At 64.0% G+C, this 23,593-nt stretch carries 25 protein-coding genes; 15 read left to right on the top strand and 10 right to left on the bottom strand.

What is annotated here, in order from left to right:
* Positions 1-2 precede the first annotated feature (2 nt).
* Together KTJ89_RS09250 and KTJ89_RS09245 are read right to left on the bottom strand one after the other, a co-directional pair.
* Positions 3-758: an enoyl-CoA hydratase/isomerase family protein gene (locus KTJ89_RS09250; protein WP_259357474.1), complete on the bottom strand. Its 756-nt coding sequence runs from the start codon at positions 756-758 to the stop codon at positions 3-5.
* A gap of 37 nt (positions 759-795) precedes the next feature.
* A complete protein-coding gene (locus KTJ89_RS09245; RefSeq protein ID WP_172170444.1) occupies positions 796-1,677 on the bottom strand; it encodes a LysR family transcriptional regulator in 882 nt (293 codons plus the stop codon).
* Between the two features lie 79 nt (positions 1,678-1,756).
* Here KTJ89_RS09245 and KTJ89_RS09240 point away from each other — a divergent pair, with 79 nt between their 5' ends.
* The 5 genes from KTJ89_RS09240 (at position 1,757) to KTJ89_RS09220 (ending at position 6,057) form a co-directional block, all read left to right on the top strand.
* Positions 1,757-2,704, top strand: coding sequence for an EamA family transporter (locus tag KTJ89_RS09240; protein WP_259357473.1), 948 nt, complete (start codon positions 1,757-1,759; stop codon positions 2,702-2,704).
* On the top strand, positions 2,701-3,357 hold the full coding sequence (locus KTJ89_RS09235; protein ID WP_259357472.1) for an NAD(P)-dependent oxidoreductase: 657 nt from the start codon (positions 2,701-2,703) through the stop codon (positions 3,355-3,357). The genes KTJ89_RS09240 and KTJ89_RS09235 overlap by 4 nt, the downstream gene beginning before the upstream one ends.
* A 97-nt stretch (positions 3,358-3,454) precedes the next feature.
* A complete protein-coding gene (locus KTJ89_RS09230) occupies positions 3,455-4,861 on the top strand; it encodes an MFS transporter (RefSeq protein WP_259357471.1) in 1,407 nt (468 codons plus the stop codon).
* Entirely contained in the window at positions 4,858-5,520 is a 663-nt protein-coding gene (locus KTJ89_RS09225; protein WP_172170436.1) for a GntR family transcriptional regulator, read from the top strand. The genes KTJ89_RS09230 and KTJ89_RS09225 overlap by 4 nt, the downstream gene beginning before the upstream one ends.
* Before the next feature lie 330 nt (positions 5,521-5,850).
* Positions 5,851-6,057, top strand: coding sequence for a helix-turn-helix transcriptional regulator (locus KTJ89_RS09220; protein ID WP_259357470.1), 207 nt, complete (start codon positions 5,851-5,853; stop codon positions 6,055-6,057).
* Positions 6,058-6,198: 141 nt separating this feature from the next.
* Here the strand turns inward: KTJ89_RS09220 and KTJ89_RS09215 are convergent, their stop codons facing one another.
* Positions 6,199-7,161, bottom strand: a complete 963-nt coding sequence (locus KTJ89_RS09215; protein ID WP_259357469.1) for a helix-turn-helix transcriptional regulator — start codon at positions 7,159-7,161, stop codon at positions 6,199-6,201.
* A gap of 157 nt (positions 7,162-7,318) precedes the next feature.
* On the opposite strand from KTJ89_RS09215, the gene KTJ89_RS09210 reads away from it, so the two are divergent.
* The 4 genes from KTJ89_RS09210 (at position 7,319) to KTJ89_RS09195 (ending at position 11,657) form a co-directional block, all read left to right on the top strand.
* Positions 7,319-7,684 carry a VOC family protein gene (locus tag KTJ89_RS09210; protein WP_172170430.1) on the top strand — a complete coding sequence of 122 codons (366 nt, stop codon included), beginning with the start codon at positions 7,319-7,321 and terminating at the stop codon, positions 7,682-7,684.
* Between the two features lie 767 nt (positions 7,685-8,451).
* Positions 8,452-8,820: a hypothetical protein gene (locus KTJ89_RS09205; protein WP_259357468.1), complete on the top strand. Its 369-nt coding sequence runs from the start codon at positions 8,452-8,454 to the stop codon at positions 8,818-8,820.
* 73 nt (positions 8,821-8,893) lie between these two features.
* Entirely contained in the window at positions 8,894-9,904 is a 1,011-nt protein-coding gene (locus KTJ89_RS09200) for an aldo/keto reductase family protein (RefSeq protein ID WP_172170426.1), read from the top strand.
* 370 nt (positions 9,905-10,274) lie between these two features.
* Positions 10,275-11,657 carry an MDR family MFS transporter gene (locus KTJ89_RS09195; RefSeq protein WP_259357467.1) on the top strand — a complete coding sequence of 461 codons (1,383 nt, stop codon included), beginning with the start codon at positions 10,275-10,277 and terminating at the stop codon, positions 11,655-11,657.
* A 50-nt stretch (positions 11,658-11,707) separates the two neighbouring features.
* On the opposite strand, the gene KTJ89_RS09190 is transcribed toward KTJ89_RS09195, so the two are convergent.
* Positions 11,708-12,259 (bottom strand): TetR/AcrR family transcriptional regulator, encoded by a 552-nt coding sequence (locus KTJ89_RS09190; protein WP_259357466.1) that lies wholly within the window; start codon positions 12,257-12,259, stop codon positions 11,708-11,710.
* Positions 12,260-12,373: 114 nt separating this feature from the next.
* On the opposite strand from KTJ89_RS09190, the gene KTJ89_RS09185 reads away from it, so the two are divergent.
* A complete protein-coding gene (locus tag KTJ89_RS09185; RefSeq protein WP_259357465.1) occupies positions 12,374-12,907 on the top strand; it encodes a DoxX family protein in 534 nt (177 codons plus the stop codon).
* A 10-nt stretch (positions 12,908-12,917) separates the two neighbouring features.
* On the opposite strand, the gene KTJ89_RS09180 is transcribed toward KTJ89_RS09185, so the two are convergent.
* Positions 12,918-13,433 (bottom strand): SRPBCC domain-containing protein, encoded by a 516-nt coding sequence (locus tag KTJ89_RS09180; RefSeq protein ID WP_259357464.1) that lies wholly within the window; start codon positions 13,431-13,433, stop codon positions 12,918-12,920.
* A 16-nt stretch (positions 13,434-13,449) separates the two neighbouring features.
* Between KTJ89_RS09180 and KTJ89_RS09175 the strand changes: the two genes are divergently transcribed.
* On the top strand, positions 13,450-13,791 hold the full coding sequence (locus KTJ89_RS09175; protein ID WP_259357463.1) for an ArsR/SmtB family transcription factor: 342 nt from the start codon (positions 13,450-13,452) through the stop codon (positions 13,789-13,791).
* Positions 13,792-13,868: 77 nt separating this feature from the next.
* On the opposite strand, the gene KTJ89_RS09170 is transcribed toward KTJ89_RS09175, so the two are convergent.
* The gene (locus KTJ89_RS09170; protein WP_259357462.1) at positions 13,869-15,101 is read right to left on the bottom strand and encodes an MFS transporter; all 1,233 of its coding nucleotides are present in this window, start codon (positions 15,099-15,101) and stop codon (positions 13,869-13,871) included.
* 110 nt (positions 15,102-15,211) lie between these two features.
* On the opposite strand from KTJ89_RS09170, the gene KTJ89_RS09165 reads away from it, so the two are divergent.
* Positions 15,212-15,775, top strand: coding sequence for a hypothetical protein (locus KTJ89_RS09165; protein ID WP_259357461.1), 564 nt, complete (start codon positions 15,212-15,214; stop codon positions 15,773-15,775).
* Positions 15,776-15,854: 79 nt separating this feature from the next.
* On the opposite strand, the gene KTJ89_RS09160 is transcribed toward KTJ89_RS09165, so the two are convergent.
* Positions 15,855-17,078 carry a hypothetical protein gene (locus KTJ89_RS09160; RefSeq protein WP_259357460.1) on the bottom strand — a complete coding sequence of 408 codons (1,224 nt, stop codon included), beginning with the start codon at positions 17,076-17,078 and terminating at the stop codon, positions 15,855-15,857.
* A 126-nt stretch (positions 17,079-17,204) separates the two neighbouring features.
* On the opposite strand from KTJ89_RS09160, the gene KTJ89_RS09155 reads away from it, so the two are divergent.
* Together KTJ89_RS09155 and KTJ89_RS09150 are read left to right on the top strand one after the other, a co-directional pair.
* The gene (locus KTJ89_RS09155) at positions 17,205-18,338 is read left to right on the top strand and encodes a helix-turn-helix transcriptional regulator (RefSeq protein ID WP_259357459.1); all 1,134 of its coding nucleotides are present in this window, start codon (positions 17,205-17,207) and stop codon (positions 18,336-18,338) included.
* A 308-nt stretch (positions 18,339-18,646) separates the two neighbouring features.
* On the top strand, positions 18,647-19,123 hold the full coding sequence (locus KTJ89_RS09150; protein WP_259357458.1) for a hypothetical protein: 477 nt from the start codon (positions 18,647-18,649) through the stop codon (positions 19,121-19,123).
* Between the two features lie 62 nt (positions 19,124-19,185).
* Here KTJ89_RS09150 and KTJ89_RS09145 read toward each other — a convergent pair whose 3' ends face one another.
* Positions 19,186-19,629, bottom strand: a complete 444-nt coding sequence (locus tag KTJ89_RS09145; protein ID WP_259357457.1) for an NUDIX hydrolase — start codon at positions 19,627-19,629, stop codon at positions 19,186-19,188.
* The gene (locus KTJ89_RS09140; RefSeq protein ID WP_259357456.1) at positions 19,626-20,246 is read right to left on the bottom strand and encodes a DNA-3-methyladenine glycosylase I; all 621 of its coding nucleotides are present in this window, start codon (positions 20,244-20,246) and stop codon (positions 19,626-19,628) included. The genes KTJ89_RS09145 and KTJ89_RS09140 overlap by 4 nt, the downstream gene beginning before the upstream one ends.
* A gap of 107 nt (positions 20,247-20,353) precedes the next feature.
* On the opposite strand from KTJ89_RS09140, the gene KTJ89_RS09135 reads away from it, so the two are divergent.
* Positions 20,354-21,313, top strand: coding sequence for an aspartate dehydrogenase domain-containing protein (locus tag KTJ89_RS09135; protein WP_259357455.1), 960 nt, complete (start codon positions 20,354-20,356; stop codon positions 21,311-21,313).
* Positions 21,314-21,481: 168 nt separating this feature from the next.
* Here KTJ89_RS09135 and betT read toward each other — a convergent pair whose 3' ends face one another.
* A complete protein-coding gene (betT, locus tag KTJ89_RS09130) occupies positions 21,482-23,563 on the bottom strand; it encodes a choline BCCT transporter BetT (protein WP_259357454.1) in 2,082 nt (693 codons plus the stop codon).
* Between the last annotated feature and the right edge of the window lie 30 nt (positions 23,564-23,593).

Here is a 23,593-nt window from a genome sequence, read left to right as displayed (position 1 = left end):
CCTCAGACTTTGCCCTCGGGGTCTGAGTCGCCCGAGCCGGGGTCGGCAGTCTCGTTCTTCGCGGCGAAGGCGAGCGCGAACTCCTTCTGGCTGTCTGCGATCGCATGCGCCTCGAAGGTGTTCTTCCACGTCCGCAGCAGTCGCTTCTGCTGCGCGATGACGGCCCGATCAGCGCGTGTGGTGTCGCGCAGCAGCTCGAGTGCGCGCTCCTCGACCGACCCGTCGACGGAGTCGTTGAGGAAGCCGCAGGCGAGCATGTCAGCGGCGGAGAAACAGTTGCCGGTGAGCACGAACTCTGTCGCCTTCGTCCAGCCCATCAGGCGGTGGAGGTTGACCGATTCGAGCACCGAGGGGATGCCGATGCGCACCTCGGGCATCGAATACCAGGAGTCCTGGCTGCCGATGCGGAAGTCCGCGGCTGCGGCGATCTCGGCGGCCCCGCCGATGCAGTAGCCGTCGATGGCGGCGGCGACAGGAAGGGCGCAGTCCTTGATCGCTTCGCACACCTCGCCGAGGCGGCTGATCGTCGCGTACGCCCGCGACGCACTCGTGTGCGCGAATTGTGCGGTGTCCATTCCGGCTGAGAATCCGCGTCCGCCGGCCGAGGTAAGCAGGACCGCGCGCAGGCTCTCGTGAGCACCCGCCTCGGTGAAGGCGTCGATGAGCTGTCCGAGCATGTCCTCGGTGAGCGCATTCGCCTGCCCCGGATTGTCGATGGTGACGGTAAGAGTGTCGTCGGTGCGGTCTTGCCTGATCATGCGGGCTCCTGCCTGTGAGTGTGTCGCTTCCTCAACCTTATTCCGCCCCAAGGCTCGCCAACGCCGACTCAACAAAGGCCGACGCCGCCGGGCTCGGATTGAATTCGCTCCAGGCGAGGTATTCCGCGCGCTTAGGTCCGTCGGTCACGGGCACAGTGGCCAGCTCTCGCCCGTCCGGCACAACCGCCGGGGCGAGCAGCGCAATACAAAGCCCCTGCCCGACGAGGTCGAGCATCATGTCCACGAGCATCGATTCGAACGCAACCGTTCGGGTCAGTCCCGCCTCGGCGAAGGCCCGATCGGACTGTGAACGACCGGGACTGTCGGAGGGGAAGTCGACGAATGCCTCATCGGCGAGATCGGCCAGCCGCAGCCGTCGGCGTTCGGCGAACCGATGGCCCGGGCCGAGCACGGCCACGAGCCTCTCCTGTGCGATGACGGTGCTCGCCACGCCCTTCGGCTCGACGTCCTCCGGCAGTCCGAGGACCGCCGCATCGAGGCTTCCCGTCCGGATCCGTTCGATGAAGTCGAGACTGCCTCCCACGCTCATGCCGATACTCACCTGCGGATACGTGCGATGAAACCGGCCGAGGACCGCAGTGAGGTCGAGTCGGGTCACCGTCGGGATCGCTCCGACGCTCAGACTTCCGCGCATCTGTCCGGTCGCCGCGACCGCCTCAGTGACGGTCCGATCCGCGGCGTCGAGGGTGGCTCGGGCACCGGCGACGAAGGCGTGCCCGGCTGTGGTGAGTTCGACTCTGCGGCTGGTCCGGGCGAAGAGTCGGACGCCGAGCTCGCGTTCGAGGGCCTTGATCTGATGGCTCAACGCCGACTGGACGACATGAGTCTTCGTCGCCGCTCGGGTGAAATTCCGCTCCTCGGCGACGGCGAGGACATAGCGCAGCTGCTGCAACTCCATCCATCAATGATCTCAGTTCATTGATCGGATGAAAACAATGTGTTGGACTCATGGCAGTGCGCGGGCTGACGCTGGTGTCATGACAACGACGACCACGCCCACCCCATCCGCCCCGTCACCGACGCACTCACGAGTCGGAGCCACCGTCCTCACCGCCCTGGCCCCAGCCGTCTGGGGCTCGACCTACCTCGTGACCACGGAATTCCTGCCCGCGGGCCATCCGCTCTTCGCCGCCCTCATGCGCGCCCTTCCGGCCGGCCTCATCGGCCTCCTCATCGCCCGCCGCCTGCCCGCCGGGTCCTGGTGGTGGAAAGCAGTGGTGCTCGGCACGCTCAACATCGGGATCTTCTTTCCGCTCCTGTTCGTCGCAGCCGCTCGCCTGCCCGGCGGGGTCGCTGCGACCCTGGGAGCCGCGCAGCCGATCCTCGTCACCGTCCTCGCAGTCATCGTCCTCGGTGAGCGTCTGTCGGTGTGGCGATTGGGCTGGGGGTTCGTCGGCGTTGCCGGAGTCGGTCTCGTCGTGCTCGGCCCCGGCGCCGGTTTCGATCCAGTCGGCATCGCAGCGGGCATCCTCGGTGCCGCCTCGATGGGAACCGGCGTCATCCTCGCCAAGAAATGGGGACTGCCGCCGGGCATCGGACCGGTCGGGTTCGCGAGCTGGCAGCTGAGTGCCGGCGGACTCGTCCTCCTCCTGCCCACCCTGCTCATCGAAGGCGTCCCCGCACAGGTCGACGCCCCGGGCATCGCCGGTTATCTGTGGCTGGGCGGCGTCGGCGGACTGCTCGCCTACACCCTGTGGTTCCGCGGCCTCGGACGCCTGCCGGTCACCGCGACCGCCCTGCTCGGACTGCTCTCCCCGCTCGTGGCTGCCGGACTCGGCATCGTCTTCGCCGGTGAGAGCCTCAACCTCGCGCAGATCGCCGGATTCGTCCTCGCTCTGGCAGCACTAGCCTGCGGACAGCTCTCCCCGACCGCACTCAACCGTGCACGCACATCAAACCGCACAGAGAAGGAACCCGCAGTATGAAGATCACCGTCATCGGAGCCACCGGAATGGTCGGCTCCCGCATCGTCGCCGAGGCGGCCGACCGCGGCCATGGCATCATCGCCGCCTCCCGCCGTCCGAATAACACATCCGCCGTTCCCACTGTCGCAATCCATCCCAGGGTTCAGGCTCTCCCCGTCGACGCTCACATCGCCTCCGACCTCGACACGGCGCTGGCCGGTGCCGATGCGGCAGTGCTCACCGTCCGGGCCGCACCAGGACAGACGTCACAGTTCCTTTCCCTCACCGAGGCGGTGCTGACAGCCACAGCCCACGCGCGGGTGCCGCTGCTCGTCGTCGGCGGGGCTGGTCCGCTGAGGTCCCCGGTTGATCCCGACTCCATCGTCCTCAACGATCCTGAGTTCGTCGCCGAGGAGTGGAGAGACCTCGCTGCGGCCAGTCTCGCCCAACTCGAGGTCTGCCGGAATCACCCAGCGGGCCGGTGGACCTACCTCAGCCCTCCGGCTGTCCTCGAACCCGGCGACCGCCTCGGCGACTATCGGCGCGGCACGACGATCCTGCTCACTGACCTCGACGGACGCTCCTGGATCAGCGCCGAAGATCTGGCGGTGGCCGTCGTCGACGAAATCGAGGTCCCGAGCGGCGAACGCCACTTCACCGTCGCTGCTCGCTGACGCGGTGAGCGATGCGCGGCCAGACTCACTCTTGTATCCAAGATGGATGCAAGTTAATGTGAGTGAATCCTGACCACCACGACGACGTGAGACCACCATGACCAGCCACATCCGCGAACAGGCCAAACTCATCACTGCCCAGCTCCTCTCGGGAGCCGGCATCGCCTCCGGGTATGCCGTCGGCGGACTGCTCGCCGAAGAGATCACCGGGCAGACCTCAATGGCCGGATTCGCGCAGATGAGCGTCATCTTCGGCGCCGGCCTCATCGCCTATCCCCTCGCCGTGCTCGCCGGTCGCTCCGGCCGTCGCAAGGCGCTGACCTTGGGCTTCGGCATCGGCACGCTCGGCGCCGTGGTTGTCCTCATCGGCGTCGCTCTGCAGTTCCTGCCCTTGTTCATGCTCGGGATGATGATGTGCGGATCCTCGACCGCCTCGGGCCTGCAGGCCCGCTACGCCGCCGTCGACCTCGCCGACCCGGCCGCCGCTGGTCGCGCGATGTCCCTGGTCGTGTGGGCCACGACCGTCGGCTCCGTCCTCGGCCCCAGCTTCACCGCCCCGGGCGCCCACCTCGGCGAAACGCTGGGCATGAACGGGTTGGCCGGGCCCTACCTCATCTCCATGGTCGCGTTCGCGTTGGCCACACTGTCGGCCTCGACGCTGACGAAGTCGGTGGCTGCCGGAACCGACCACCCCGGCGAACCCGGGGTCGACGATCCCGGCCACGACGGTGAAGGCACGACCGAGAACAACGACGGGGCCGCCTCGGCGAAGGATTCCGCACAGACCGACGAGTCCACCACCACCGAGGCGACCGCCCCTCCCCCGATGAAACTCGGCGAAGCGCTGCGCTTCGCCCTGGCCCGCCCGGTGCCGCTGTTTGCGATGATCACGATCATCGCGGGGCAGATGATGATGACCAACGTCATGGTCATGACCCCGGTGCACATGGATCACCAGGAGTTCAGCCTCGGCGCCATCGGAATCGTCGTGAGCATCCACATCGCCGGCATGTACGCCCTGTCCCCCGTGTTCGGCTGGATGGCCGACCGGTGGGGTTCGGGCGTCGTCATCGCAGGTGGGGCCGGTATCTTCGTTCTCACGATCGTCCTCGGCGTCATCGATGCGGTGGCCCCGGAGTCGTCGATGGTGCTGCTGTCGACCGCGCTGTCGCTGCTCGGAATCGGATGGTCCATGTTCCTCATCGGCGGCTCGTCCCTGCTCACCGCCTCGGTGCCGGCACATGCGAAGGTGCCGCTGCAGGGCGCCTCGGATTCGGCGATGAACCTCGGCGGGGCGCTCATGGCGGCGATGGCCGGGTCCGTGCTCGGCGCCGGCGGATTCCTGTGGATCAACCTCATGGCCACGTTCGTCCTGCTCGTCGCCGTCGGATTCTCGATCCGCGCGATTCCGCTGATGAGCTGGCCCGGACGCCGCGCACCCGCCCCCGCCGAGGCGGCCGACCGGCCCGCTGCCGCCGCGAGACAGGACGGGGTGGGGAAATGAGTAAGAAGACAGGATCCTCGAGAACGGCGACCGAATCAATGAGCGCGGCCGAGCGCGCCTATTCGGTCATCCGCGGGCAGATCATCAACGGCTCTCACACGCCCGGCACGATGCTCGGCGAGGCGGCGCTGGCCACCGAGATCGGCGTCAGCCGCACCCCGGTGCGCGTGGCCCTGGCCCGGTTGCAGGACGAGGGGTGGATCCACATCTATCCCAAGCGCGGGGCGATCGTCCAAGGCATCGACGAACGCACGGTCTCCGAGCTCGCCGATGCCCGTTATGTGCTCGAGACGACCGCTGTCGAGCGGGCATCCGAACCCATGCGGAAACGGTTGGCGGAGAAACTCGGCGCTCTCATCACGCAGCATCGGGCCGCTTTCGCTGAGGGGGATGTCGCCCGATTCATCGAACTCACCCTGGAGTTCCACCGCGGCTTCGTCGAGGCAGGGGACAACCGGGTGATGCTCGAGATGTATTCGCTGCTTTCCGACCGGCACCGATTCACGCTTTTCATGAACAGCCGACACCTGCTCGACCGTTCGGACGAACTCATCGCCGAACACGAGGCCCTTGTCGCACATCTGCGCTCCGGCGATTCCGCAGCTTTCGCGGCGACCCTGCGGGAACATATTGCGGAGAACGCCGGCCCGGCGCACTGAGCTCAACCGCTGACCCTGCTGCCAACACGCGTTTCGGTACATCCTTCTCTGAGGTGATCACTTTCTTCAGTGGGCAGTCCAGAGGAAGGTGTACCGAATTGGCAAGGTGCCGCGGTGCATCCGCTCCGCAACGACATTGCCATCGCGAATATGCGGCGGCGGGCGCCTTTGGCGTGATTCCGGACGTCCCGGCATCTTCCTCGGAAATCGCGATCTTCACACTAATGAGTTCAGAACCTAGAGATTCTATATTGGAAGATGTGGAAGGTGGACATTCATCTGCTCTCAGGACGCTCAACACATGCTGCGACTGAAAGGAAAGTGAGAAGTATGGCTGACACGCTGAGCGAGTTCCTCGCCCATCACCCGGTCGACCGCGAGAACGTCGAACGACACAAGCAGAAGATGCTTGCTGAGGTGCGCGCCTACCAATTGAAAGAACTGCGATCCAACGCAGGCCTCACACAGCAGGAAGTTGCAGACAGAATTGGTGTTTCACGGCGTCAAGTCTCCAAGATTGAGCACGGAGACATTTAGAACACCAGGATCGGCACTGCTCGGCGCTACCTGGAAGCAGTTGGCGGAAACCTGACACTCGACTTCGTCTTCGGAGAAACTCGAATCCAGATCGCCTGATTCGTCCTGGCTGTGGTCGCCGCACGTCGCACCAGCGATACCTCAATGTCGTGCCGCCATGTCGGCGGCCAGCTTCCTGACCAGCTCCCGCGCCGCCGGTGGATCGATGACTTCGATGTGGTCGGTGAATTGCATGAGCTGCCTGACTCCGTCGAGTTGGTCGTAAGCGACGATGATCCGTACTTTCGCATCATCAGTCGGCACTTGTTCGACGGAACGCAGTCGACTGCCGAGGATCCTGCGCGCAATATCCTCTCCTCCGACCTCGAGAAGAGCCGTCACAAATACGTGCTCTCGGCTCTCCAGACGCTCGACCAAAAATTGCGCAACACCCTGCAGCGTCGTCTCCGGCCGGAGCGTCCGTACAGATTCAAGAACAGTCCACTTCCGCATTCGGGTCATGGCGAACATGCGCGGATTCCCATCGACATCGGCAATGAGGTACCACCGCCCGCCTCGCAGATAGAGACCATACGGGTCGACCTGATAGATTCGCGTTTCAGCTTTCCCGCTTGACCGATATTCGATCTGCAATCGCCGGGCCGACCGGAGGCAAACGACGAGGTCAGCGAAGTCGAATGCCGCTTCGTCGGCGAACCATGCCGAGCTATCGATCTCGACCACTTCACGGAGAGGAATAAGTTGCTGATCTGTCCGCTCGAACGGCTTTGGCCGCCGCGCGTCTAAGCGTTGGAAGGCCCGCAGCATTCCCTCTTCGAGGCCGAGATGGCGCGCACTTCTGAAATCCAAACCGACCAGCGCCAGCGCCTCCGCTTCGGTTGCGGATAGCCGGTTCACGTCGATCTGCGTTCTCGTCTGCAGGGAGATCCCGCCGTAGCGGCCGGGCGCTGCAACGACCGGCACATCCGCTTCGATCAATGCGTCGATGTCACGCAGGATCGTTCGCACCGAAACACCGAACTGTTCGGACAGACGAGCAGCCGTCGTCTGACCAGCGGACTGGAGCGCCACGATGATCGACAGCAATCGCTGCGGACGTTTCACTTCGTTCCTCCTCCCCCCTGCAGAGAGTTTTTCCGAGCTCGTTTCCAAACATGACATGGGCTGTCATCTATTGCTGTCAGTGTAGAACCACGGCGACCGAACTGAAGGTCACCGAACGTCGAAATCATCGAAAACCAGCAAACAGAAGGAGCACCTCATGCCTGCACCGAACCTGTTCCTCATCTACGTCACCGACACCGCCGCCTCGACGGCCTTCTACAGCAACCTCTTCGAGATGGAACCCGAGATGGTCACACCCCACTACGTCTCATTCGAAATCGCACCGGGAGTTCTGTTCTCCCTCTGGAGCGGCGCAAGTGAGTCAGTCACAAAAACATCAGTGCGCACGTCAGAAGTCGGACTCATGGTGCCCGGAACCGCAGAAGCAGTCGATGCTGTTTTCGCCGACTGGACCGCAAAGGAAGTTGTTGTCGTTTCCGAGCCCTACGACGCAGTCTTCGGGCGCACCTTCGTCGTCGCCGATCCCGACGGGAATCTCATCCGCGTCTCGCCCGTGGACTGATCTCCGCCTCGGCGAAGGGGTCAGCACGGAAGCGCTGGCTAACAGTCGGACAGATTGGCGATACGATTCAGGACGACTATGCCGACCGGCAATTCGAACTGTGCGAGGATGTGAATGCTCAGGTATCTGGCTGCTCTGCCATTCGCATTGCCGGTATTCGCCCTCGGGGCGATTATCGCCGGAATCGTCTCGAGACGCCTTGGGAGACAGATCCACGAACATCCCGCAGTCGTCTTCCTGTGGTTAGCAAGTCTGTCGTTGATCCTTGCCGCGACTCTCACTCCTTCAAGCCAAGCGTTCGAGGCTCACGAGGGGCTGCGAACCACACGGGTGTGGATCTGGTCTCTGCCCTCTCCGGGTACGCTGACCCATGTGAATTGGCAGTCGATGAACCTGCTGCTCTTTGCACCGGCAGGCTTCGCGAGCGGCTTGTACTCCAGGCGACGGAATGTCATGCTTTTCGGTTCGCTGGCCCTATTGAGTTCACTCGCGGTCGAGGTCGTCCAGTATCTGCTGATTCCACTCGGCCGAGCGCAATTCAATTCGGCGACGGTGATCATCGGTTGGACCGGGATCACAGTTGGAGTGCTAGTGGGTGTTCTCGTCTCAGCTCTGTACAGACGCGGTCGAAGCCGGGCGACTGCGCCCGCATAAGGACTGACAGCCGGAACTAGGCGATCGCCCAAAACTCGTGTCGGTCAAGAGAGCCGAGCGAGGAGCTGGGTACGATGGTCTGGTTCCGGACTTCCCCTACAGAACGGACGACCATGAAGAAGCTTGCGCTGACTGTCAGCGGACTGGCGATGGCCGCCGGCACCTTGGTCTCTGCCCAACCCGCGATGGCCATACCCGATCCGGATGCTGGACAGATTTCCAACTCCCCTGCCGAAGAAAGAGACCGCATCGATTCGCTGCTCGAACACGGTGCGGAAGCCGACCCGCTCGACCTCGTCCCTGGGGCGACGACCGATCCAGCTAAGATCAAAGAGATCGACGAATCAGCTGTTCCTGCCACGGTCGTTGTCAATCCCGACAGCGGGGAGATCGTGGCTGCCAAGGTCGAGTCCAGCGCCATTGGACATGTCATCGTGGACCTAGCCCAGCCTGATTCCATTTTCCCGACCCTGACCAAGTGACAGGGCCCGCGGGATTCTGACCCAGCCTCGGCGAGGGGTTCCCCACTTCCGCGCCTGGTCGTAGGCTGAGGTCATGGAGCACAGATATCTGGGAAACAGCGGACTCAAGATCTCCGAGATCACCTACGGCAACTGGCTCACGCACGGTTCGCAGGTGGAGAATGACACCGCCACGAAGTGCGTGCACGCAGCCCTCGACGCGGGCATCTCCACCTTCGACACCGCCGACGTCTATGCGAACACCGTCGCCGAACAGGTCCTCGGCGACGCACTCAAGGGCCAAAGGCGCGAATCGCTCGAAATCTTCACGAAGGTCTACTTCCCCACCGGACCCAAGGGACACAACGACATCGGCCTGTCGCGCAAGCACATGATGGAGTCGATCAACGGCTCGCTGCGCCGACTCGGCACCGACTACGTCGACCTCTACCAAGCCCACCGCTACGACTACGAAACCCCGCTGGAAGAGACGATGCAGGCCTTCGCCGACATCGTCCGCTCCGGCAAAGCACTCTACATCGGTGTGAGCGAATGGAACGCCGACCAGCTGCGCGCCGCCCACCACCTGGCCCGCGACCTCGGCATCCAGCTCGTGTCGAACCAACCGCAGTACAACATGCTCTGGCGCGTCATCGAAGAACGGGTCGTCCCGACGTCGAAGGAACTCGGCATCTCGCAGATCGTCTGGTCCCCGATTGCCCAGGGCGCACTGACCGGCAAATACAAGCCCGGCCAGCCGGTCCCCGCCGGATCCCGGGCAACCGACGAGGACGGCGGCGGCGCTGAATCGATCAGGAGCCGCTATCTTCACGACGACAAGCTGACGGCCGTGGCGAAGCTCGAACCGATCGCCGACGAGCTCGGAATCACGATGGCGCAGCTCGCGATCGCCTGGGTGCTGTCCAACGACAACGTCGCCACCGCCCTCGTCGGCGCCTCCCGCCCCGAGCAGATCGCCTCGAACGCCGAGGCCGCCGGGGTCGCCCTCGACGCGGACGTCCTCACTCGCATCGACGACATCCTCGGCGATCTGCCGGAGACCGACCCCAACAAGACCCAGTCGCCGTCCACCCGCCTGACCTGATCCCTCACCGAGGCGGCCGACCGTCCGTAGGAATTCCGACCGCGGTCCCTTGGTGGGGCCGCGGTCGGAATCTTCCTCACCGGCGACAAAAGCTCCGCGGTAACGGGTGTCCGTCACCCAACCGGGAGATGAACTCGACGAATCTCACACCGACCCGGGGCCGCCTCGGCGAGGGTGGTGGGTTAAACTGCATGAAGCGGTTATATAACCAAGGAATTTATTTCCGGGCGCAAAGAGGGGCCGATTCAGCACACCGCCGCGGGCGAGCTGACGCTGGAAGACGAAAAGAGACACAGACGACGAACAGGTGAGGGGATGAGACGACATTCAGAAGGAACCGTCAGAAGGCACCCCGGTCAACCGGAACCTCGTGCTTGCGGTCCTCGTTTCCGGCGCGTTCGTCATCATCCTCAACCAGACGCTGCTCAACACCGCCCTGCCTGCGTTCATGCACTATTTCGACATCACCTCCGGCGCCGCACAGTGGGTGACGACGAGCTTCATGCTCGTCAACGGCATCATGATTCCGGTGACCGCGTTCCTCATCGAGAAGTTCACGACGAGGGGCCTGTTCTTCACCGCCATGGGCCTGTTCATCATCGGCACCCTCGTCTGCGCGATCGCCCCGGTCTATCCGGTGATGCTCATCGGACGCGTCATCCAAGCCTCAGCCGGCGGCATCATCATGCCGCTCATGCAGACGATTCTCTTCGCGATCTTCCCCGTCGAGAAACGCGGATCGGCTATGGGCACCTTCGGCCTCGTCATCGCCTTCGCCCCGGCCATCGGCCCCAGCCTCTCAGGTTGGATCGTCGACCACCTTCCGTGGCAGACGCTGTTCTACATGATGCTGCCGATCGCGATCATCGATCTCATCGTCGCCTATTTCCTGCTCAAGAACGTCACCGAACGCACCTTCCCCCGACTCGACGTCCTCTCGATCATCCTCTCCACCCTCGGCTTCGGCGGACTGCTGTTCGGCTTCGGCACCGCCGGTGACGCCGGCTGGCTCAGCGCCGAGGTGCTCATCCCGCTGGTCATCGGCGCGATCACTCTGACGTTCTTCATCACCCGCCAGTTCAAGCTCGAACAGCCGATCCTCGAGTTCCGCATCCTCCGCTACCGCATGTTCACGCTCAACACCCTGCTGGGCATGTGTGTGTTCATCGTCATGGTCGGCGGCATGATGGTCCTGCCGCTGTACATGCAGAACATGAATGACTTCTCGGCCATGGAGTCGGGCCTGGTCCTGCTTCCCGGTGCCGCGGTGATGGGACTGATGTCGCCGGTGACCGGTCGCGTGTTCGACGCCGTGGGCGCCAAATGGCTCGCGATCGCCGGCTTCGTCCTGCTCACCGGAACCACGTTCCTCTTCGCTCGGCTGGAACCGGACACCTCGTTCGTCTACCTCGCAGTCGTCAACACGATCCGCATGTTCGGTGTCGCCATGGTGATGATGCCGGTGACCACGGCCGCGCTCAACCAGCTGCCCTCGCACCTCATCCCCCACGGCACTGCCCTGAACAACACGCTGCGCCAGATCGCGGCGTCGGTCGGCACCGCGGCGCTCGTGACGATCATGGTCTCGGCCGCGCGGAACCCGGAGACCTACGGCATGGCGGGCCTTGTGCACGGCGCGAACGTCGCGTTCTTCGTCGCCGCCTGCGTCGGCATCCTCGGCGTCATCGGCGCGTTCTTCATCAAGAACTCCCACGGACTCGAACCGGGGCAGAAGAAGGTCACTGGCAAGTAGTTCCGGGGCACCGCAGACGCCCGACCCCTCAGCGGGTCCACCCCGCCCCTTCAACCGCTCCTGTCGGCACCCTCGACGAGGTGGTCCGCCACAATGCGCGCCTGTCTCAGTGCATCTTCGGGCTCCACTGCTCCGCTGAGCACCAGAGTGGCGTATCCGTGGACAAGCGACCACGCCGCCACCCCGAAGTCGGAATCCGGCCCCGATCTGGTCGTCGCCACGCCGACCGAGAGCGCCGCCCACGCCCGCTGACGGGCCGCAGTCAGTTCGCCGTCGTCATCGTGGAGCAGCCGGGGTTGGAACATCACCGTGAAGTGGGATGGGCAGGCGAGCGCGAATTCGACATACGCGACTCCGCGGTCGATGAGTCCACCGCGCTCGTCGACTCCGGACATCGCCTCCGCCAGGCGGTCGTATCCTTCGGTCGCCAGCGCCGTGAGCAGACCCGATTTGTCACCGAAATGATACGTCGGAGCGGCGTTGGAGACGCCGGCCCGCTTCGCCAGCGCACGCATGCTCAGTTTGGCCACGCCGCCTTCGGCAATCGCCGAGGCGGTCTCCGCCAACAGGGTTCGACGCAGATCCCCATGATGATAAGTCACGGTCCGATCGTACCGGAGCAAACTTTTCATTGACAAGATGCTTGTCGGCGATCTATCTTTTCACTGTAAAGATTCGTCGCGGCTGCAAGGCCTCGCTCATCGAAGGAGCCTCTCATGGCACCCTTGCTCTTTCTCCTCATCACCACTCTCGCCGTCTACGCCGTCGGACGCTTCAACTCGGCGGCGGCCGAACACGGCCTTGGTACATGGCCGGTGGCAATCCGGTTCGGGCTGGCCGTGATGTTCATCGTCACCGGCATCTCACATTTCGTCGGCATGCGCGAGGCTCTCATCGACATGGTGCCGCCATGGCTTCCAGCAGCAGCTGCGCTCGTCACCGTGACCGGGGTGCTCGAACTGCTCGGAGCCTTCGGCCTGCTGCTGCGCCCGACTCGCCCGTGGGCGGCCGGCGGGCTGGGACTGATGCTCATCGTCATGTTCCCGGCGAATGTGCATCTGGCGCTGACCGGCGAGAATCTGCCGTGGGACGATCAGCTGGTGCCGCGCACAGTAATGCAGGCCGTCTTCCTTGCCGCGGTCCTCGCAGTACTCATTCCGGAGATCCGGGCACAACGGGGAGCACGAAGGCAGCGCACGTCGGGCACTGTGACGACATCGGACTCTGCGGCGGGACCGTCCGGGCGCTGACGTCCCGGGCTTATTTGTAGTAGCCCTCGCGGAGGTTGATTCCGTGCTCGATCCAAACCTTGAGAGCCGAGAGCATTCCGGTCCAGCCCATGCAGTTGCCGAAGGCGCCCTGAGCTCCGCCCTCGGTGAGCTTCCAGGACTTCTCCGTGATCGTCACGAGCGTCCGCGCACCGTCATCGACGGGAGTGAACTCGAAGGTCGTTGTCGTGTCACTCTCCACGGAATCGTCGGAACCCTCCCAGCGGATGACGATCTTCTCGTCCTGGAAGTCCTCGACGACTTCGACTGGGAATCGACCCGGGAAGTCAGCGAAGTCCCATGTCACGTCGGCCCCGGCCTCCAAACGGCCGCGGGCGCCGCCGGTCGTGAAGTAATGCGAGAGCTGCTCGGGATCAGCGACCGCCTCATAGGTCTCATGAGGAGTCTTCGAGATGTAGCCGGTGACCGTGAAGGACAGCTCCTCCAATGGACGGGACTGATCGTTCTGCTCGACGGGTGTGTTCTGGGTGCTCTGCTCATCTGTCATGTGATATTTTTACCACATGTCACGGGAGTTGGGAACAGGCTCGGATGAATCCGACGATGCGGTCTTCAAGGCCCTGGCCAACCCCACCCGCCGACGCGTCCTCGACCTGCTGCGGACTCGACCGCGGACGACCGGTGAGGTCTGCGAAGCGTTTCCCGACCTCGATCGCACGACTGTGCTGCAGCATATTCGAGTGCTCGAGGGCGCTGAGCTGGTCACCGGCCGCAAGGAGGGACGCACCCGACTGCTGGCTCTGGCACCGCTCCCGATCAAACGGATCCATGATCGCTGGATCGGTGAGTACACGCGTGCGGCCGTCGGACTGCTCGCGCAGCTCGATGAGGAGTCCCAGCGCTGACGATTCAGCCCTACCTTTCAACCACAGGCTCAGTCGCACCCCGCAGTCTCCGGGTCAGCAGCGCCCACACTGACAGCTCAGCCGTGCCCGTTGTTCCGCCTCTGCAGAGTCCGCGCGATCCACGACAGGGCACCGGTGAACAGCAGAAGCAGAGCACACACCAAGAAGGTCGACGACGACCCGAGATAGGTGAAACCGAGCCCGCCGACCACACCGGCGACGGCCAGCCCGATGTCGAAGTTCATATTCCATGCGACGCTGGCCCGGCTCGGCGAACTGACCGCGGCGAAGGCCATGACGAGACTTGCCGACTGCATGGCGCCCAATCCCAGTCCGATGACGAGCATCGAGGCGAACAGCGTCCCACCGTAGGAGACGACAGCGCAGACCAGCCCGATCGCCGTCAGGACGAGGCCCAAGATGTTGAGGGCGAACGGTGGGAAGCTGTCCGAAACGGCCCCGACGACGAAGCGTCCGATGACCGCCGAGATCTGCATCCCGGCGATGAACAGTGCCGCTACGGCGACGTCCTCGCCCGGACCGAAGCCGACGATGATCCCGAAGACGATCATGCCGACGAGGAACGGAGAGAGCATGAGGACGAGCCCGAGCGCTTCCCCCGCCCAGCGTCCTGCTTTTCGGAGGCTCCGCTTCTCGTTGCGTCCGGACCGAACCCCGACCGTCTCGTTGCCGCTCGGCGATGCTCCCGAATCGTCATTCCCACGCCGAGGCGGCCGACCGGGTACGTATTTGAGCACAGTGGGGATGGCCAGGAGGAGACAGGCGCAGACGATGATGCGGAAGGTCCAGATCGGGATCGCCTCAACCAACCACAGCCCCAGCGGAGCTCCGACGGCCGCGGCCAGGGAAGTGATCCCACCGAAGAAGCCAAGCGCCTTGCCGGTCCGTCCCGGCGCGGTCGTTCCTGGGACCGCGGCATTGGCGAGGACGACGAAGAGCCCGAACCCGACGCCTCCGCAGAGTCCGGCGAGGACGAGTGCCAACAGGGGCGGGGTGACGAAGAGTCCGAGGAGCTGGCCGAGGAACTGCAGGACTAGAGCCAGCATGAGCGAGGCTTTGAAACCGAAGACGCGACCGGCCCACGGGGCGAAGGGCTGGGCGACGATGACACCGATCATCATCGTCGTCAGCACGGACCCGCCGGTGACGGTCGACAGTCCGTCCGTCGCCGCAATCGTCACCATCGTCGAATAGCTGAAGAAGAAGGCGGAGAACCCGAACATCGCCGTCCACACCAGACCCAACAGGGCCGGGGTGTACGTCGCCTGAGACGGATGTTCGGGGTCCATAGTCCGAGGTTACGACATCGGCACTGCCTCTGCCGTACCCGCCCCATCTGCCGTCCGTCCGGTGCAGAAGTGTTCACCTCCACGTCAGAATGATCGCCTACCATCGGTCCATGAACTCATCGGAACTCAGCTCGGACCTCAAACGCGACGCTCCCAGTGGCGCCATCGATACCGCATTCGTCCTCAAATTCGAACCGCTCTATACCCTCACGGACCTCGAGTCGGAGATCTTCAGTGATATCGGCCCGAAGACGAAGGTCCGCGAATCGTTCAAACGCAAGCATTTCCTCAAGGTCGCCGAGTGGAAGGCCATCGGGGTTCTGCCGAGCCTCGAGGAGATCTCGTCCGATGACATCGACTTCGTCACCGGCGTCGCGCTCGACGATGACACACCCAATCGCTTCCGTCTGCCTTTGCTGCAGATGCTGCCCGGAGTGGGAGTTCCGATGGCCAGCACCCTGCTCACCGTGGTCAATCCCAAGAAGTTCTCCATCATGGATTCCCGGGCGCTGACCGTTCTGCACGATTTCCATCTCGTGCCCACGGACAATCCGGCGCAGATGGACTATCAGACCTACCGCAAACTCATGAAGTCCCTGGCCAAGGGAGCCAACTGCGCGCCGATCGACCTGTATCGGGCGCTCATCGCGTATTCGCGGCAGGAACGGGACTAAGTCTCCACCCCCCAAGGGGCGGATCTGCCGACGGCCAGCGAACACGATGCTCTGCCGGCGGCGTGGGAACGGAACTCTCTCACGCGGCCAGCTCCTGCAGACGTCTCTGCCAGAACACGATCTCCTCGGTCAGTCGGGCCGGATCGAGACCATCCGCATACTGGGTGAGCTCGTCCTCCTGCGTCGGTGACATGACTCCCGCTGCGCGCAGACGTTCGAACGGTGTGCGCGGTTCGTCGTAGATTCGCCGCTGCTCGCCGTGACCGTCATCGGCCCAGCCAGCCGGTTTGCGCGTGGGAGTGAAGTAGTTGAGCCGGTCATCGACCGCGCGCCAGAGTCCGTTGAGTGCAGACCGGGCCTCGTCGGTGTCATAGCGGCGGATATTGCCGTACTCATGGACGAGATGCTGATGCCGCGACGCTTCCGGAAGCCGATCGCGGCGGAGATCTTTGAGCACCGGACTGAAATGGATGTCCAGTCCCCGCGCCCACCGGTCGGTCGCCTCGTGGACGGTGCCATCGGCATTGCTCAGCTCGATGGCATTGACCCAGAGGGGATTCCCCTGCACCTCATCGAGCGACCACTGCAGCACGTCCACCATGGTGCCCGGAGCGTTGTCGGCAAGGCTGTGGGTGAAGACCCAACCGGTGTGCAGGCAGGAGGCGCTGATCGTGAACACACAGTTCGAGGCCCGGGTCGGTCCTGCGTGGGCAATGGTGTCGACGAGGAAGAATCCGGGTTCGTACTCGTTCGGTCCCGAAGCGAAGTCGAGGAAGTCTTCGCTGGGACTGGTGAATCGTTTCGTCGACACCCGACGGTCTCGGAAGTCCTCGGCTCGCGCGGTGCGCAGATACCGGTCGATCGACGCCGGACTGACGGCGAGCAGCTCGGACCGGACCTCGAGGCTGTAACCGTCGCGGTCGGGCACCAGGGCACCGTGTCGCTCGGCCGCATCGAGCAGCCGCGGCATCACAGCGGCCAGGTACTTTCCACTCTGGAACCCAGACCACTCCCAGATCCGGACGAGGAGTGCACGCGATTCAGGTGAGTATTTGCAGCACCTCGACGCCTGCTGGTCGGCGGGCGGATCGTCGTAGTCATCGTCTTCCCCGATGCGGAAGGCCGCCAGGCGGCGCCGCGCATGGTCACGTGACCACCCGGTGAGGATCATGACCTCGTCGAGGATCCACCCTTTGTCCTTCTTCCGCGCCGACGAATACAACTCGAGATAGTCATCGACGTCGAATTCTGCTTCAGTTGTCTCTGGGGAAGGAATGCTCTGAATATTCTGCTGATCGTGCATCAATTTTGTTAATTCCTCCGAATTCGGGGAAGCCACTTCTTTGTTTTCGCTCTACCCCGGAACGATTTGCATAATGCTATTCTGAGTTCAGGCAGGAGGTCTTCCTAAACGACAGAAGACGCAGAGATGTCACAGACTGCAGCACGGCTGCTCGGGTTATTGTCACTGTTGATGGTGCCCCGAACCTGGTCGGGTACCGAATTGGCAGATCGTCTGGAAGTGAGTCCGCGGACCGTCCGGAACGATATCGGCACGCTCCGCGATATCGGCTACTCGATCGACGGCGCACGCGGAACCGAGGGCGGATATCGTCTCTCCTCCAACGGTGTGGGCATCCCGCCGCTCATGTTCGACGCCGATGAAGCGGTGGCGGTCGCCGTCGGCCTCCACTCGGGGCTGAGCTGCATCATCGGCGGAATGGAAGAGACTTCGGCACTGGCACTGGCGAAGCTCGAGACCATTCTCCCCACCGCGGTCCGGGCACGGGTGCAGAGCCTTGCGCACTTCACTGTTCCGGTCGTCGGCAATCAGCCGATGCCGATTGTCGACCCCAACCTCATCGTCACTCTCATCGACCACTGTCGCCGACACGAACGCCTGCGCTTCACGTATCTCGGTGAGCCGTCCGACCGCTCACCCGGCGGCACAGGCGACTCATGCGCCACCAGCCCAGTTACAGCCGACCCGGACACCGGCGACTCTCTCCTACCGAACGACCCGAGCAGCACCTCGGCACACGAGGTCCATCTGGAAGTCGAAGCCTACCGACTCGTCAATCGTCAGCACCGCTGGCACCTGCTGGCCTTCGAACCCCAGGCTGAGGACTGGCGAGTCTTCAGCGCAGAACGCATCGTGCCGAAGACCCCGAGCGGCCGCAGCTTCACTCCACGTCCGCTGCCGACCGACGACATCGGGGAATTCGTCGAACGACACGCCACGGAACCCAGGTGGCGGCATTCGGCCCAAGTCATCGTCGATGCACCGGCGCCCACAGTGATGAAGAAGCTCGCGTCCGCCGAAGGCACTGTCGAAGCACTCGAGGACGACCGCTGTCTCGTCACCGTCGGCGGCCAGAGCCTCACCACGATGGCCCTGGCCCTGGCGCGCTTGGACACCGACTTCACCGTCATCGACAGTCCCGACCTCCGCGAATGCCTCCACCGACTCTCGGTCCAGCTCGGTCGGGCTGCCGAGGGCCATGCGGCACCCGACCTCGCACCTTCCCGAGCGAAGAATGCGGCTCCCCGAGCAGCGAAATAGGGATAAGGTCACAACCCGACATAAAAGCCTTTGTGCGAATATGTGAAATTTCGCGGGCATAACCCGTGAGTCATGTCCATTCCTTGTCGCCCGAGAACACCGAGCGGTAACTTTCCTGGATACGTTTCAGGTATCGGTTCGCTTGATGGCGACTAATCCATTCGGGCCGCCGCCGACCACAATCCCTAATCCTCTGATCGGAGAAATGAGATGCTTCTGCCGTGCTTCGGCACAGCAACGAGTCCTCGTACCGCCATCCTCGATTCCGACGGCAGGCCGCAGTGACAGCAACAGATGACGGACGGTCGATGACGACCGGAAATCTCCGCAGCGCTGACGTCCTCGCCGAGCGCATCCACCGCACGAACATCACCTATGCCCGCCTCTATGGGCCGCTGGTGGTGCTGGTGATCGCCGCTTCGTTCTTCCCCTACTACTCCCCCGAACCGGACAGTTCGGTCACATACGGGAACCTGTGGCAGGAAGTCCTCAGCATCGGACGGGGAGTCGACGTCTTCGCGCTCTTCGCTCTGCTGTTCACCACCGGGCTGCTGTGCCTGGCAGCGGTGGGTCGCACGACAACCGCCGTTCTGATCGCGATTCTCACCGGCGCGATCGTCATCGGCTGCACCCTTCTGCAGGCACCCGGCTATGTCAGCCCACCGGCGCTGACGATCTTCGGCATCATCGACATCTCGCTGAGCTTCCTCATCGCCGCGATCACCGTGGTGCATTCCCTGCACCTGTTCACCCTCGACCTCGGGTTCCAGCGTCGCACCGCATGAGACCAGCGCTGCCCAGCGTGAAAGCAGCATCGCACCGCGCAAGACGACGGCGCTTCACTCGGTCAACCAACCGATCTCCCCGCGGCCTGCAGCGCCGGGATGACCTCGTTGCGGGTCAGTGGCGCGAATTGGCGGATACCGGTGTCCGCGGGCAGCGGGTCGATGGGAAACCATCCGGCTTCGGCAATCTCGGCCAGATGCGCGATGTTCTCCACATCGAGTGCTGCCGGCAGACCGTCATAGCAGAACACGTCGCCGATGACACGGTGATCGGCTTCGTTCGCCGCCGCGGCAGCAAACGTGCCCAAAGCGTGCAGTCGGTGACGGTCCAGATCGAGTCCGAGCTCCTCGGCGATCTCACGGACGATGGTGTCCTCAGCGGTCTCCCCCTCTTCGGGTTTGCCGCCGGGCAGCATGAAGGAACTGGTCCCGACCTTGCGCACCATGAGCAGTTCCCGGCGTTGCGGGTGGAGGAGGACGAGCGCGGAGACGCGGATGTCATTCATTCCGACCACACTCCGGACGCTCCTCGGCGGTGGGAATCGAGCAGGTGCGTATCGACCATGCCGATGGCCTCCATCAGCGCATACATCGTCGTCGGTCCCACGAAGCGGAACCCCTTCTTCTTCAGCGCCTTCGACAGCGCCACGGATTCCGGTCCGGTCGTCGGGATCTCGGCAATGGTACGCGGTCGCGGGGTCTGCGCAGGTTGGAACGACCACAGGAACGCATCGAGTCCGCCGTCTTCACGCAGTTCGATCACGCGAGCGGCATTGTTGATGCAGGCTTCGATCTTGCCGCGGTGGCGGATGATCCCGGAATCGGTCAGCAGCTGCTCGATCTCGCTGTCGCCGAAGCGGGCCACGGCGTCGGGATCGAATCCGGCGAAGACCTCACGGAACCGACTCCGCTTCTTCAGAATCGTCAGCCACGACAGACCGGCCTGGAATCCCTCGAGGCTCATCCGCTCGAACAGCCCCGCCTCGTCGTGGATGGGCAGACCCCACTCACTGTCGTAGTAGTCCAGCAGCATCGGGTCGCCGTACGCCCACGGGGTGCGGGCAAGTCCGTCGTTGCCGGTGACGGCTCCCCCGGATGCACTCGGCTGTGATTCGTCGTCCATCCTGCAACCGTATCGCGTCGCACTGACATTGCCCGCGCACCCCCACGCTCCGGTCTCCTGCGGCAACGGCCCAGCCCCGTGTCAGATGTCTCCGATAGGGTGCGGCCATGACTTCAGTGCTCCTCCTCGGCTTCGGTGCCATCGGCCGTCACGTCGCCCGGCTGCTCTCTCCCGAGCTCGAGTCCGGGGCGTTCAACCTGACCGCCCTGGTCTCGGATCGAGCCAACCACAGAGGTCGCCCGAATCACGGCGCCGAGGTGGTCGACCTCCCCACGCTCACCACCCCAGTTCACGAACCGGCCCCATCGTTGCCTGCTGCGTCATCGACGCAATCACCGTCGCCGAGGATGTTCGACCGCTTCGATGTCATCGTCGAATGCGCCGGGGTTCCCGCCGCCGCCCGATTCGGCCCCGCCGTCATCGCGGCCGGTCGCCCATTCGTGCTCACCAGTGTCGGAGCCATGGCCGATCCCGGCACCCGTGCGGGTCTGCTCGCCGGACCCGGCCGCCTGCATGTGACCAATGGGGCGATCGGCGGACTCGATGTGCTCGAGGCGGCGGCTCAGTCCGATGGCCTAGACAGCGTCGAAATCACCACCTCGAAGGAGGCGAGCGGACTCATCCGACCGTGGATGTCCGAGACCGAAGCCGAGCGTCTGCGTGTCCTCCGTCCTGAGGACGGCCCTCTGACGGTGTTCGAGGGCAATCACGCCGAGGCGATCGAGAAGTTCCCCGCCAATGTCAACATCGCCGTCGCCCTCGCTTGGGCCACCCGCGGACTGAGTTCTGCTGCACCGGCCTCAGACTCAGGAGCCAGAGCGGCGTCGACCGATTCCGCACCTGAACGCACCGATGCCGACTTACTCGGTGCCTCGTTGGAGCGGGTGCGGGTCGTGCTCCAGGCGGTCGCCGGTCAGACCCAGTCCGCCCACCGAATCCGGGCGTCCGGGTCCGCAGGGGAATTCGCCTTCGAAATCCGGTCGACACCGAGCCCGGAGAACCCTGCCACCAGCGGGCTGACGGCTCTGTCCGTCGCCCGGGCCCTGCGCACCGTGACGGCAGGGTGATCACCTGGCCGCCCCCCGAGCCCACCACGCAGCGTCCGTCGGCCTCGGCGCTTGAGATCGACGCATTCTCGGTGCGAGAAATGACGGCGCCCGGAACCGCCGGCCGTCAGGCCAGGGATCCCGGGCGCCGCACTCACCCGCCGGAATCAGTCATCCGGATATCGCGATTCAGTCATCGCGGTGGGTGATGTTCTCCTGGAGTTGGAGGAATTCGACGTGACGTTCGTACTGGTCGAGCACGTCATCGATGATCTGCTCCTTCGAGAAGCCCATGATGTCGTAGCCCTGACCGGTGCCGCCGTCGAGGTAGACCTCCATCCGGTAGTAGTCCTCGCCGGTTCCGCGGGGGACCATTCCGCCGAATGACGGCACGCTGACCTTGTGCGGCCACACCTGATAGCGGAACGGGTACTCCCCGTCTCCGTCGACCTCGAACTGGAAGAGTTCGCCGTCGTCGACGAACACGCCTTCGGAATCAACTCGACCGCAGCGCGACGAAATCCCTCGGCCTTCCATCTCTTCGGCCACCTCGTGGAGGGTGGGGATGAGCACCTTCTGCTCGAACTCCTCGGCACGTGCCTTGTTCGGGAAGGACAGCACCCGTCCGAGCTGACGTTGCCAAGTCTCGTGACCGGGGCCGCGGGAACGACGCGCCAACGAGCCGGGCAGGGTCGTGTCGACGCTGTCGACGCGATTCGCTTCGACTCGCAACGCCTTGTACAGACCGATCATCACGAGGATGACGACGAAGGCGAAGGGCAGGCCCATGATCACCGTCGCGTTCTGCAAGGCGCCGATGCCCCCGACGAGCAGCATCGCCACCGTCAGGGCACCGGTCGACAGAGCCCAGAAGATACGCAGTCCGGCGCGGCCGTCCTCGGCGGGGTTGCGCAGGTTCGACGACAGGTTTGCCATCACCAGAGCCGCGGAGTCCGCGGTGGTGACGTAGAACAGCAGGGCGGTGATCGTGGCCAGACCGGCGATGACGGCGAAGGCCGGATAGCGGGAGAGCAGATCGTAGAAACCGCCCTCGGGGCTGAGCATGACGGCTTCGCCGAACTTCACATCACCGCTGCGGATGATATCCAGGGCCGAGTTTCCATAGATCGAGATCCACATGAAGATGTAGATGAACGGAATCGTCAGGGTGCCCAGCACGAACTGGCGGATGGTACGTCCGCGGGAGATGCGCGCGAGGAAGAGGCCGACGAACGAGGCGAAGGCGATCCACCAGGCCCAGAAGAACAGGGTCCAGTCGGTCATCCACGTTCCGGTGTCCTCGAAGGCGAAGGTCTGGCCAGCCATGTTCGGGAACAGACGGACGAAGTCGGTGATATTGAGGACGAGGGCGTTGAGCAGGAACTTCGTATTTCCGGCCACGAGCACCCAGAGGCTCAGCGCGATGGCGAGGACGACGTTGAGGATGGACAGGAACTTGATTCCCTTGTCCACGCCCGAGACCGCCGAAAGCGTGGCAACACCGACGCCGACGACGACGATGCCGACCTGAGTTGCGGTGCCGATCGGAATTCCGAAGACCGTGTTGAGGCCGACGTTGACCATGACGACACCGATACCCAACGAGGTGGCCACGCCGAAGATCGTGCCCAGCAGGGCGGCGAAGTCGACCGTCTCGCCCAGGGCACCATGGACACGTTTGCCGAAGATCGGGGCCAGCGCCGAACGGATCGCCAACGGCATGTTCATCCGGTAGGCGAAGTAGGCCAGAGCCATACCCATGAGAGCGTAGAGTCCCCAACCGCTCAGACCGTAGTGGAAGAGCGCCCAGACCGTGGATTCGCGAGCAGCATCGACCGTTTCGGGTTCGGTGCTCGGCGGAGTGAGGTACATCGTGACCGGTTCGGCCACGGCGAAGAACATGAGGTCGGTGCTGATGCCGGCGGCGAAGAGCATCGACGCCCAGGCGACGAGGCCGAATTCGGGCTTCGAGTGTTCGGGGCCGAGCTTCGTGTTTCCGTAGCGGGAGGCCGCCAGGTAGATGACGAAGACTAGGACGGCGAGGACGAGGAGGACGTAGAACCAGCCGAACCAATCGGAGGTCCAGCCGACGACAGCGCCGAGGACCGTCTCGGCGTTGGTCGGTGAGATGAGGGCCCACACGGTGATGGCGAGCGCCACCACGGCCGCCGCCAGGAACACCTTCTTATTCACCGGAGGAAGCGAGGGCTTCACCTTGCCCTTCGCCTCTCCCTTCGGTTCACCCGGCGGGGTGTCGACTGATGCTGACATGGTTGTGCTCCTTATCCGGACGCGTTGGCG

This window comes from Brevibacterium sediminis (assembly GCF_024895295.1).
Lineage (GTDB): Bacteria > Actinomycetota > Actinomycetes > Actinomycetales > Brevibacteriaceae > Brevibacterium > Brevibacterium sediminis.
The sequence above is the reverse complement of the archived record's forward strand: the minus strand, read 5'-3'. Positions and strand labels throughout refer to the sequence as shown.

What these genes read in the sequence shown, in the direction of transcription:
- KTJ89_RS09250 (WP_259357474.1), bottom strand. Translation starts at nt 758, where the DNA reads ATGATCAGGCAAGACCGCACCGACGACACTCTTACCGTCACCATCGAC.
- KTJ89_RS09245 (WP_172170444.1), bottom strand. Translation starts at nt 1,677, where the DNA reads ATGGAGTTGCAGCAGCTGCGCTATGTCCTCGCCGTCGCCGAGGAGCGG.
- KTJ89_RS09240 (WP_259357473.1), top strand. Translation starts at nt 1,757, where the DNA reads ATGACAACGACGACCACGCCCACCCCATCCGCCCCGTCACCGACGCAC.
- KTJ89_RS09235 (WP_259357472.1), top strand. Translation starts at nt 2,701, where the DNA reads ATGAAGATCACCGTCATCGGAGCCACCGGAATGGTCGGCTCCCGCATC.
- KTJ89_RS09230 (WP_259357471.1), top strand. Translation starts at nt 3,455, where the DNA reads ATGACCAGCCACATCCGCGAACAGGCCAAACTCATCACTGCCCAGCTC.
- KTJ89_RS09225 (WP_172170436.1), top strand. Translation starts at nt 4,858, where the DNA reads ATGAGTAAGAAGACAGGATCCTCGAGAACGGCGACCGAATCAATGAGC.
- KTJ89_RS09220 (WP_259357470.1), top strand. Translation starts at nt 5,851, where the DNA reads ATGGCTGACACGCTGAGCGAGTTCCTCGCCCATCACCCGGTCGACCGC.
- KTJ89_RS09210 (WP_172170430.1), top strand. Translation starts at nt 7,319, where the DNA reads ATGCCTGCACCGAACCTGTTCCTCATCTACGTCACCGACACCGCCGCC.
- KTJ89_RS09205 (WP_259357468.1), top strand. Translation starts at nt 8,452, where the DNA reads ATGAAGAAGCTTGCGCTGACTGTCAGCGGACTGGCGATGGCCGCCGGC.
- KTJ89_RS09200 (WP_172170426.1), top strand. Translation starts at nt 8,894, where the DNA reads ATGGAGCACAGATATCTGGGAAACAGCGGACTCAAGATCTCCGAGATC.
- KTJ89_RS09185 (WP_259357465.1), top strand. Translation starts at nt 12,374, where the DNA reads ATGGCACCCTTGCTCTTTCTCCTCATCACCACTCTCGCCGTCTACGCC.
- KTJ89_RS09180 (WP_259357464.1), bottom strand. Translation starts at nt 13,433, where the DNA reads ATGACAGATGAGCAGAGCACCCAGAACACACCCGTCGAGCAGAACGAT.
- KTJ89_RS09175 (WP_259357463.1), top strand. Translation starts at nt 13,450, where the DNA reads ATGTCACGGGAGTTGGGAACAGGCTCGGATGAATCCGACGATGCGGTC.
- KTJ89_RS09170 (WP_259357462.1), bottom strand. Translation starts at nt 15,101, where the DNA reads ATGGACCCCGAACATCCGTCTCAGGCGACGTACACCCCGGCCCTGTTG.
- KTJ89_RS09165 (WP_259357461.1), top strand. Translation starts at nt 15,212, where the DNA reads ATGAACTCATCGGAACTCAGCTCGGACCTCAAACGCGACGCTCCCAGT.
- KTJ89_RS09160 (WP_259357460.1), bottom strand. Translation starts at nt 17,078, where the DNA reads ATGCACGATCAGCAGAATATTCAGAGCATTCCTTCCCCAGAGACAACT.
- KTJ89_RS09155 (WP_259357459.1), top strand. Translation starts at nt 17,205, where the DNA reads ATGTCACAGACTGCAGCACGGCTGCTCGGGTTATTGTCACTGTTGATG.
- KTJ89_RS09150 (WP_259357458.1), top strand. Translation starts at nt 18,647, where the DNA reads ATGACGACCGGAAATCTCCGCAGCGCTGACGTCCTCGCCGAGCGCATC.
- KTJ89_RS09145 (WP_259357457.1), bottom strand. Translation starts at nt 19,629, where the DNA reads ATGAATGACATCCGCGTCTCCGCGCTCGTCCTCCTCCACCCGCAACGC.
- KTJ89_RS09140 (WP_259357456.1), bottom strand. Translation starts at nt 20,246, where the DNA reads ATGGACGACGAATCACAGCCGAGTGCATCCGGGGGAGCCGTCACCGGC.
- KTJ89_RS09135 (WP_259357455.1), top strand. Translation starts at nt 20,354, where the DNA reads ATGACTTCAGTGCTCCTCCTCGGCTTCGGTGCCATCGGCCGTCACGTC.
- betT (WP_259357454.1), bottom strand. Translation starts at nt 23,563, where the DNA reads ATGTCAGCATCAGTCGACACCCCGCCGGGTGAACCGAAGGGAGAGGCG.